The organism is Mesorhizobium sp. M7A.F.Ca.US.007.01.2.1, from assembly GCF_003998165.1.
Taxonomy (GTDB): Bacteria; Pseudomonadota; Alphaproteobacteria; order Rhizobiales; family Rhizobiaceae; genus Mesorhizobium; species Mesorhizobium ciceri.
The window spans coordinates 12,319-22,366 of sequence record NZ_RZQP01000093.1; the positions used below are offsets into that span (position 1 = coordinate 12,319).

8 protein-coding genes are annotated in these 10,048 nt (G+C 63.8%); all 8 read right to left on the reverse strand.

Going from position 1 to position 10,048, the window contains the following annotated elements; translation table 11 throughout:
• Window positions 1-26: 26 nt before the first annotated feature.
• Complete coding sequence (gene lpxC / locus EN949_RS18030; RefSeq protein ID WP_013530964.1) at window positions 27-977, reverse strand: UDP-3-O-acyl-N-acetylglucosamine deacetylase; 951 nt, start codon at window positions 975-977, stop codon at window positions 27-29.
• Window positions 978-1,258: 281 nt separating this feature from the next.
• Window positions 1,259-2,938, reverse strand: coding sequence for a cell division protein FtsZ (gene ftsZ, locus EN949_RS18035; RefSeq protein WP_063168307.1), 1,680 nt, complete (start codon window positions 2,936-2,938; stop codon window positions 1,259-1,261).
• 68 nt (window positions 2,939-3,006) lie between these two features.
• The gene (ftsA, locus tag EN949_RS18040; protein ID WP_013530962.1) at window positions 3,007-4,314 is read right to left on the reverse strand and encodes a cell division protein FtsA; all 1,308 of its coding nucleotides are present in this window, start codon (window positions 4,312-4,314) and stop codon (window positions 3,007-3,009) included.
• Window positions 4,311-5,252 carry a cell division protein FtsQ/DivIB gene (locus EN949_RS18045; protein ID WP_127366516.1) on the reverse strand — a complete coding sequence of 314 codons (942 nt, stop codon included), beginning with the start codon at window positions 5,250-5,252 and terminating at the stop codon, window positions 4,311-4,313. The genes ftsA and EN949_RS18045 overlap by 4 nt, the downstream gene beginning before the upstream one ends.
• Complete coding sequence (locus EN949_RS18050; RefSeq protein WP_024501463.1) at window positions 5,240-6,166, reverse strand: D-alanine--D-alanine ligase; 927 nt, start codon at window positions 6,164-6,166, stop codon at window positions 5,240-5,242. The genes EN949_RS18045 and EN949_RS18050 overlap by 13 nt, the downstream gene beginning before the upstream one ends.
• A gap of 391 nt (window positions 6,167-6,557) precedes the next feature.
• A complete protein-coding gene (gene murB, locus EN949_RS18055; RefSeq protein ID WP_013530959.1) occupies window positions 6,558-7,523 on the reverse strand; it encodes a UDP-N-acetylmuramate dehydrogenase in 966 nt (321 codons plus the stop codon).
• The gene (murC, locus tag EN949_RS18060; protein ID WP_013530958.1) at window positions 7,520-8,926 is read right to left on the reverse strand and encodes a UDP-N-acetylmuramate--L-alanine ligase; all 1,407 of its coding nucleotides are present in this window, start codon (window positions 8,924-8,926) and stop codon (window positions 7,520-7,522) included. Before murC ends, murB begins: the two co-directional genes overlap by 4 nt.
• The coding region (murG, locus tag EN949_RS18065) for an undecaprenyldiphospho-muramoylpentapeptide beta-N-acetylglucosaminyltransferase (protein WP_127371743.1) at window positions 8,923-10,048 on the reverse strand (1,126 nt) is incomplete at its 5' end. The genes murC and murG, both read right to left, overlap by 4 nt.

The following is a 10,048-nucleotide window of genomic DNA, read 5'->3' on the forward strand; positions in this document are numbered from 1 at the left end:
CATGGAACCCGAAAAACCTGGGAAAATCAGATCATCCAGGGCGCGTAGAGCGGCGCGTTGACGGCGTTCATCTCGGCGCTGCGGCCACGCTCCCGGCGCGTCGTCTCGACGATCTCGAACGCCGTGCGATCCGACAGCAGGCGGCGCAGGGCCGCGGCATTCATCCTGTGGCCGCCGCGATAGGAGCGGAAGCAGCCGATGAAACGGGCGCCGGCCAGCGCCAGGTCGCCCATGGCGTCCAGCGTTTTATGGCGCACGAATTCGTTGGGATAGCGCAGGCCGCCCATGTTGATGACGCGGTTGTCGTCGCCGATCACCAGCGAATTCTCCAGCGAGGAGCCGAGCGCATAGCCTGCAGCCCACAGCCGCTCGACATCCTTCATGAAGCCGAAGGTGCGGGCGCGCGCGATGTCGCGACGGAAAATATCGGCATTGAGGTCGGAGGCAAACAGCTGACGGCCGATCGCCGGGCTTTCGAAGTCGATCTCGATCTCGAAACGGGTTCCGTCATAGGGCCGAAACTCCGCCCACGAGGCGCCGTTCTCGATGCGGACCGGCTTGATGACCCTGATATAGCGGCGCTTGACCGAAAGCGTCTCGATGCCCGCCTGGTCGATGGCTTCGACGAACGCCATGGCGCTGCCATCGAAGATCGGAACCTCGGAACCGTCGATCTCGACAGCGACATTGTCGATGCCGAGCCCAAACAGCGCCGCCATGATGTGCTCGACCGTGGCGATATGCTCGCCGGCGGGATCACCAAGCATGGTGCACAGGTCGGTGGCGCCGACTTCCGAAACCAGGGCACGAAACTCGCGGCCCTGCTCGGCACCGTTGAAAAGCTGGAAAACGATGCCGGTGTCGGCATCCGCCGGCATGAAGCTGATGGACACTTCCTTGCCGCTGTGGACGCCGGTGCCGGTAAGCGACGCGCGCGTCTTCAATGTCGTCTGATAGTCGTGCAAGACAATCCCCATAAGCCCGTAATGCCTAGGTCCGCTTCTCCAGCCCGAGGGCGCGGCTCTTGTGTGAATCGGTTGGCAGGGCGACTTCCCCCGAAATCCCGGCAAACCGATGATGGTAGGCAGCGAAGATAATGTCCCGTCAGGGAGACTCCAAATCACGGTTTCTTACTCTGTGTAACCGCGAACTGGAATGGGTGCGACTTTGTAAGTTATTGAAATCACATCATTTAAAACGTTAACAGGCAAGCGATTCCTCGCTTGCCTGTTAACAAATGTTACAGTCCGTTTACCAATCAGTTGGCCTGGCGGCGCAGGAACGCCGGAATCTCCAGCTGATCGTCTTCCTGAGTCGTCCTCACCTGCGGCGTCAGGCGGCCCTGATCGTCGAGTTGGCCACGGCGCGGCGCATAGAGCTGCGCATCCTGGCTGGCGAGGCGGCGCACTTCGGGCGCCGCCTGGCGCAGCTTGGGCTCACGCGGCTGCGCCGGCTGCAGCCTTGCGGGTTCTTCCTCGCGGCGGGTCAGTCCGTTGGTCAGGCGCTTCAGCAGGCCCATCGGTCCGCTGTTGTTCTCGTGGTCCACCGGGCGGCTCTTGGCATCCACCTCGGCCTTGACGACCGGCGGAAAGTCCTCGACGCGCGGCATACGCTGAGGTGCCATGGCAACAGGCTGCGGGGCTTCGCGCAGCATCTCGCGCGGCTGCGGGGCCGGCTGCATCTGCTGGACCACCGGCTGCGGCATCGGCTGTGCTGGCGGCGCCTGGAAGATCTTGCTCTGTGGGCGGAAATCTTCTGCGTGAGCGACAGGAGCCGGGCGCGCCTGCGCCATCGCCGCGGCATTGGCTTCGGCCAGTTGGATGGCTTCGGCGACAGGGTCGACAGCGCGTGGCTCGTAGGCCGCCTGCTGAACAGGCGCCGGGCGAGCCTCCGCGATCTGAGCCGCCGGGCGGCTGACCGGCTTCGGAGGCGCCGTGCGGATCGAGATCGGCGCAGCGGCGATTTCAGCCGCCGATTTGTCGATGCCGGTGGCAACCACCGAGACGCGGATGACGCCTTCGAGTTCCTCGTCGAAAGTGGCGCCCAGGATGATGTTGGCGTCCTGGTCGACTTCCTCGCGGATACGGGTCGCCGCTTCGTCGACTTCGAACAGCGTCAGGTCGCGGCCGCCCGTGATCGAGATCAGCAGGCCCTTGGCGCCCTTCATCGAGGTTTCGTCGAGCAGCGGGTTGGCGATCGCCGCTTCGGCGGCGGCCATCGCGCGGCCCTCGCCGGAAGCCTCGCCGGTGCCCATCATCGCCTTGCCCATCTCGCGCATGACCGAGCGCACGTCGGCGAAATCGAGATTGATCAGACCTTCCTTGACCATCAGGTCGGTGATGCAGGCGACACCGGAATAGAGCACCTGGTCGGCCATGGCGAAGGCATCGGCGAAGGTGGTCTTGTCATTGGCCAGCCGGAACAGGTTCTGGTTGGGGATGACGATCAGCGTATCGACGCATTTCTGCAATTCCTCGATGCCGAAGTCCGCGGTCTTCATGCGGCGCTGGCCTTCGAAGTGGAACGGCTTGGTGACGACGCCGACGGTGAGGATGCCCTTTTCGCGCGCTGCGCGGGCAACGACGGGAGCAGCACCGGTGCCGGTGCCGCCGCCCATACCGGCTGTCACGAAGCACATATGGGTGTTGGTCAGGTGATCGAGGATTTCATCGATGCACTCTTCCGCCGCCGCACGGCCGACTTCCGGCTGCGATCCCGCACCGAGCCCCTCGGTGACGTGAGCGCCGAGCTGGATCAGGCGGCCTGCCTTCGACATGGTCAGCGCCTGCGCGTCGGTGTTGGCCACCACGAACTCGACGCCGCGCAAACCGGCGGTGATCATGTTGTTGACGGCATTGCCGCCGCCGCCGCCGACACCGAACACGGTGATGCGCGGCTTAAGCTCGGTGATGTCCGGCTTTTGCAGATTGATGGTCATTGTCTCCGTCCTTTGCCTTTCACGCCGCTTCGCCGCCGCGGCCGCCTATGGGGCTGTCCCCGTCAATTTTAGAAACTGTCTCTCAACCACTGACTCATGCGATGCAGTTTTCCGCCCGTTCCGGTCATTTTGAGACCGGAAATTCCTTTCGCCGGATGGCTCTCGAAGCTCGCCATCTGCGGGTAGATCAGAAGCCCCACCGCGGCCGAGAAGGCCGGCCCCTTCGCCGCTTCCGGCAGGCCGGCCACGCCGAGCGGGCGGCCGATGCGCACATTTCGTCCCAGGATGCGGCGCGCCGCCTCCGGCAGGCCGGCAAGCTGGCTGGCGCCGCCGGTAAGAACCACACGCTTGCCCACTGCATTGCCATAGCCGGACTTGTTCAGCCGGTCGCGCAGCAGTTCGAGCGTCTCGTCGATGCGGGCGCGCACGATGCGCGTCATCACCGAGCGCGGGATCTGCAAGGGCACGTCGCCATCGTCGCCGATCGGCTGGATCGAGACCAGGTCGCGATCGTCGGCGCTGCCGGGCAGCGCCGAACCATGCATCACCTTCAGCCGTTCGGCGGCATCAAGCGAGGTCGACAGCCCCTTGGCCATGTCCAGCGTAACATGGTTGCCGCCGATGGCGATGGCATCGCCATGGACGAACTTGCCTTCCGAAAACACCGAGATCGTCGTCGTGCCGCCGCCCATGTCGATGCAGGCCGCACCCATTTCCAGCTCGTCGTCGACCAGCGCCGCCAGCCCGCTGGCATAGGGCGTCGCCACCATGCGCTCGACCGACAGATGCGAACGGTTGATGGACAGCTCCAGATTGCGCATCGGCGCGGCGTCGCCGGTCAGCACATGCATGTCGACGCCGAGTGCGTCGCCGACCATGCCGCGCGGATCGCGCACGCCGCGTTCGGCATCCAGCGAGAAGCCGACGGGAAGCGAATGGATCACTTCGCGCTCGGCCTTCAGCGCCTGCTTGGCGCCAGCACCGAGAACGCGCTTGATGTCGGCCTCGTCGGCCTCGTGGCCGCCAAGATTGATGGTGGCGGAGAAGGCTTCGCTCTTCAGCCGGCCGGCCGTCATGTTGACGATCAGCGAATCGACCGTCAGCCCGGCCATGCGCTCGGCTGCGTCGACGGAAAGGCGGATGGCATGCTCCGCCCTGTCGAGATCGACCACGACACCCGACTTCACGCCTTGCGACTTCTGATGGCCGATGCCGATCACCTGGATCCGGTGCGAACGGCCGCGCAGCAGCTTGCCGTCATCGCACGGCTTGAGCTTGGCCACCATGCAGCAGACCTTGCTCGAACCGACATCCAGCACCGTCAGGGTGCCAGACCGGCGCGACGCGGCATCGCCAGGACTGCCAAGCCAGCTCATATCTTCGTCTCCGGCTTGCGCTTCAGGCTCTTGGGTTTCTCGTTGAGGGCGGCTTCGCGCTGCGTCGCCGCTTCCGCCGTCAACTGCACGACCAGCCGGTCCGTCAGGCGCATGTCGACGGCGGCGATGTCGCGCGACAGCAAACCGTTGTCATGATCCATCTTCACGAGTTCGGCGAGCGCCTGATCCTCGTCGTCCTCGGGAAGCTTGATGGTGATGCCATTGTCCAGCTTCAGGTCCCAGCGCCGTTCGCCGACACGGATATAACCTTTGATCCGGTTCGCGAGCTCGGGATATTTTTCGACCTTGGCCAGGAAATCGGGCGCGCTCGCCGGCGCGCCGGTGCCGATCAGCAGCGGCAGAAGCACCTGCTTGCCGCCCGAGAACGGCGCGATCATGGCGCCATTCCTCTCGATGACCGAAAGCTCGTCACCCTGCTGCCAGAGCGCGAAAGCCTCACGCTCCTCGACACGCACTTCCAGCGTATGCGGATAGACCTTGCGCACCGCCGCGACCTCGATCCACGGCAAGGTCGCAATTCGTTCCCGCGCGGCCTCGGCATTAAAGCCGATCAGCGACGTCCAGCCGTCGAGTTCAAGCCTGTCGAGTATATCGATTTCCGAGGTCTGGCGATTGCCCACCACCTTGACCTGATCGACGGCAAATCCGGTACGGGCGGTGATGCTCTGCACGATACCGTCGACATGACCGCCGAGATAGGCGCCATAGGCACTGCTCGAGAAAATCAGCACGGCCGACATCATGGCCGCGGAAAAGCGTGGCGCCTGGAATTCCCCGACACCGAGGCGCGCCATAATGCGCACCGGGCGGCGCAGCATCCGCGGCAGCACGAAATGGTCCAACGGCAACGACAGGCCGAACAGCGCCGGACCGGCCGCGCCCCTCTCCCTACCCTGTCCCCATTTCAACGCAGACACGAAGCGTCCTCCACCATCCAACTCAACAAATCGCCAAACGAGTGCCCGGCCTGGGCGGCGATTTCAGGCACCAAGGACGTCGGCGTCATACCCGGCTGGGTGTTGACCTCGAGCCAGACAATCTCGCCGTTTTCGGAATGCCGATCGTCATAACGGAAGTCCGACCGGGAAACGCCCCGACAGCCGATCGCTTGGTGAGCCTTGAGCGCCAGTGTTTGTATTTTTTGGTAAATATTCGGTGAAACTTTTGCGGGGCATTCGTGCTTTGATCCCCCGGCGACATATTTTGAATCATAGTCGTAGAAGGAATGGCCGGTCGGGATGATCTCGCAGACCCCCAGCGCCACATCGCCCATCACCGCACAGGTTAGCTCCCTGCCGTGAATGTAGCGCTCGACCATGACGGTATCGCCATATTTCCATTCCGACGAGCCAAGAACCTGCGGCGGATGCGACTGACCTTCATGCACGATGACGACGCCGAAGCTTGAGCCCTCATTGACCGGCTTGACCACATAGGGCGGCTTCATCGGATGCTTGTTCTGGATGGCGAAGCGGCTGGCGACCTTCGATTCGGCGACCACGATGCCGACTGCCTTGGCAACCCGTTTGGCCTGCTCCTTGTTCATGGCCAGAGCCGAGGCGAGCACGCCGGAATGGGTGTAGGGAATGCCGAGATATTCGAGGATGCCCTGGATGGTACCGTCCTCGCCGAAGGGGCCGTGCAGCGCATTGAAGGCGACATCGGGCTTGAGCTCGGCAAGCACGGAGCCGACATCGCGCCCGACATCGACGCGGGTGACCTGGTAACCTTCCTTCTCAAGCTCATCGGCGCAAGCCTTTCCGGAGGACAGGGACACGGGCCGCTCGGACGAAAAACCACCCAGCAGGACGGCCACATGCTTGTTTTTCATTCCCCGGCATCCCCTCTCTCACGGCGGACCAAAACCAGATTTTCCGCAACATTGAGTCAGAGTCTCCCGGCAGGTTGCCCCCCCAGACGGAAAACGCTGAAAACGCGTCGAACGACTCAAATCAGGAAACGCTTTCGAGCAGAGAATCAGAGAGTTGATTCACTGGCAAGTGCTTACGATTCCGAGAGATTCACTTTCTGAGAAAATGGATGCGAAAAGCGTGTCGTTGAGTCTTTGCGGCAACGGTCGCGGACCGTTTTTCGCCTCGTTGAAGTTCATGCATCACATGAACTTCAACACGCGCTAGGTGTGTCGAGATTCAGGTCAGGCCGAGTCGAAAACGATGGCTTTCGAGAACCGGAGCGGAGCATCACCTGAATATCAGCGCACCTTAAAGGAGCTGCCCGAGAAACTCCTGAACGGCATGCCCTGGCCGGAAATTGCCGATGCGCTTGATTTCCCATTGCAGCCGGATACCGGAATTCTCCAGCACCCGCGTGCGCACCGTCTCGCCGAGATATTCAAGGTCGTAGCCGGTCGCGGTTCCGGTGTTGATCATGAAGTTGCAATGCATCGGCGACATCTGCGCGCCGCCGATCATCAGGCCGCGGCAGCCCGCTTTGTCGATCTCCTTCCAGGCCGATGTGCCGTCGGGATTCTTGAAGGTCGAGCCGCCGGTCTTCTCGCGGATCGGCTGCACGGTCTCACGATGGTTCTGCACGGCCTCCATCGCAGCCTTGATGGTCGCCCTGTCCTCGGCAAAGCCTTCGAACACGGCGGAGGTGAAGATCAGCCCGGAGGGAGCCGCCGAATGGCGATAGGCGTATCCCATATCGGCATTGCTCAGCGTCTGCACATTGCCCTTGCGATCGAGTGCTCGCACTTCGATGACGCGCTCGCGCGTCTCGACCCCATTGGCGCCGGCATTCATTCGCAGCGCACCGCCGATTGCACCCGGAATGCCGTGGTAGAAATGAAAGCCGCCAATGCCGGCCTCGAGCGCCACCGCTGCGACGCGCTTGTCGGGGGTAGCAGCTCCCGCCTTGATCCTGATTGGCGAAATCACCTCGGCATCGCCGAAGCCCTTGGCCGAAAGCCGAATGACAAAGCCCTCGATGCCGCCATCGCGGACCAGAAGGTTGGAGCCGACGCCGACGACCGTCAGCGGTATCTCTTCGGGAACGGCTTTCAGGAACGCGGCAAGGTCCTCCTCATCGGCCGGCTGGAACAACGCTTCAGCCAGCCCCCCGGCACGGAACCAGGTGATCTTGTCCATCTCGGCGTTCGGCGTCAGGCGGCCACGCAGGCCGGCAAGCCGGTCGCCAAGTCTGTCGATCAGGGCCTGGCCGTGCATCATGAGACGGTCCCGCCAAGCTCCTTGGGCAACGCATAGGCCCATTGGGTGATGTTGCCGGCTCCAAGGAAGACGACGAAATCGCCCGGCTTGGCCAGATCACGGACGATGGGCGCAATCGCCGCCGGGCCCTCGATGTAGCGCGCGTCGCGATGACCGCCGGCGCGGATGCGCGACACCAGCGCGTCCGAGCTGACGCCGTCGATCGGCTCTTCGCCGGCCGCGTAGACCGGCGCCACCATTACTGTGTCGGCGTCGTTGAAGCAGGTGGAAAACTCGTTGAACAGATCATGCAGCCGGGTGAAGCGATGCGGCTGGGCAATGGCGATGACACGACCCTGGGTGGCGCTGCGCGCCGCCTTCAGCACCGCCGAGATCTCGACCGGATGGTGGCCGTAATCGTCGAATATTTCGACGCCGTCCCACGAACCGGTATGGGTGAAGCGGCGCTTGACGCCGGCGAAGGACGACAGGCCCTTCTTGATCGCCTCGGCCGACAGGCCGAGTTCGTGCGCGACCGCGATTGCTGCCGTCGCGTTGGAGACGTTGTGACGGCCGGGCATCGGCAGGCGCAGGCCTGCTATGACAGTCTGGCCGCCGGTCTTGCGGTCGCGGATCACCACGTCGAATTCCGAAATGGCACCTGACATGCGGTGATTGGTAAAGCGCACGTCGGCCTGCGCATTCTCGCCATAGGTGATGACCCGGCGGTCCTCGATGCGGCTGACCAGCGCCTGCACTTCGGGGTGATCGGTGCACATCACGCCAAAACCGTAGAACGGAACGTTCTCGACAAACTGGCGGAACGCCTCGCGCACCTTGTCGAAGCTGCCATAGTGGTCAAGATGCTCGGGGTCGATGTTGGTGACGACCGCGATCTCGGCCGGCAGTTTCAGGAAGGTGCCGTCGCTCTCGTCGGCCTCGACCACCATCCATTCGCCGTCGCCCATGCGGGCGTTGGTGCCGTAGGCATTGATGATGCCGCCATTGATCACGGTCGGATCGAGCCCGCCCGCATCGAGCAAGGTCGCCACCATCGAGGTCGTCGTCGTCTTGCCATGCGTGCCGCCGATCGCCACCGCCTGGCGAAAGCGCATCAGTTCGGCCAGCATCTCGGCCCGGCGCACGATCGGCAGCAGCTTTTCGCGCGCGGCCTTCAGCTCAGGGTTGGATTTCTTGATCGCCGTCGAGACGACCACCACCTCGGCATCGCCGAGATTCTCGGCCCTATGGCCGACGAAGCATTCGATGCCCTTGTCGCGCAGCCGCTGCACATTGGCGCTTTCGGCCTGGTCGGACCCTTGCACCTTGTAGCCGAGATTGTGCAGCACTTCGGCAATGCCGCTCATGCCGATGCCGCCAATGCCGATGAAATGCACAAGGCCGATGGTCTGCGGCATCTTCATGCTTGCGTCCCCTTCCTGAAATCCGAAACGGTTTTTTTGGACGCAATAGCCTCTGTAAGATCGGCGAGCAACCGTGCCGCGTCCGGCCTGCCGGCCGATTTCGCACCCGCCGCCATTGCCGTCAGCCGATCGGGGTCGTCCATCAGCCCGCCGACAAGCGCTGCGATGCGTTCGGACGAGAGCGAGGATTGCGGATGCACTTCGCCGCCGCCGGCAGCGGCAAGGGCCGCCGCGTTCGCCGCCTGATCGTGATCGAGCGCATGGGGGTAAGGCACCAGCAGCGCCGGCCGGCCGATGACGGCGATCTCCGAGACGGTCGAGGCGCCGGAACGCGAGATCACCAGATGAGCGGCCGCCATGCGTGCCGCCATGTCGGTGAAGAAGGGCGAGACCTCGACGGCGACGCCAAGGGTGGCATAGACCGCCTTGACCCGCGCCACGTCATCGGCGCGCGCTTGTTGGGTAATGACCAGCCGTTTGCGCTGGGCGTCGGAAAGCAGCGCAATGGCTCCCGGCACGGCATCGGAAAAGAATTGGGCGCCCTGGCTGCCGCCAAAAACCAGCAGGCGGAACGGTTGATCCCCGGCAGATGCCGCATAGGCAGTCTTGGCCGCTTCCAGCACCGCAGGCCGGACCGGATTGCCTGTCGTCACCGTCTTGACCCCGGCTGCACTGCTGTCCTGCGGCAGGAAGCCGCCGGCGATCGCGTCGACACGGCCGGCCAGCGCCCGGTTGGCGCGCCCCATCACCGCGTTCTGCTCATGGATCAGGGTCGGTACCTTGCGCCGTGTCGCCGCGTAGAGCGGCGGCAAGGTTGGATAGCCGCCGAAGCCGACGACGGCATCCGGCTTGATCCTGGCGATGACGGCAGAAGCCTGGCGCACGCCGCGCCAGATTTTCCAGAAGGCACCAAGCAGGGCAAAAGGATTTTTCGAGCCCATCGTCGCCGACTGGATCGGGTGGACGGCAGCGGCCGGAAAATGGCCGGCGAAACGCTCGGCACGGTCGTCGGTTGCCAGGTGCACCGACCAGCCGCGCTCGTTCAGCTCATGCGCCAGCGCCTCGGCCGGGAAAAGATGCCCACCGGTGCCGCCTGCCGCGAGAAGGATGACGCCTCTGGCC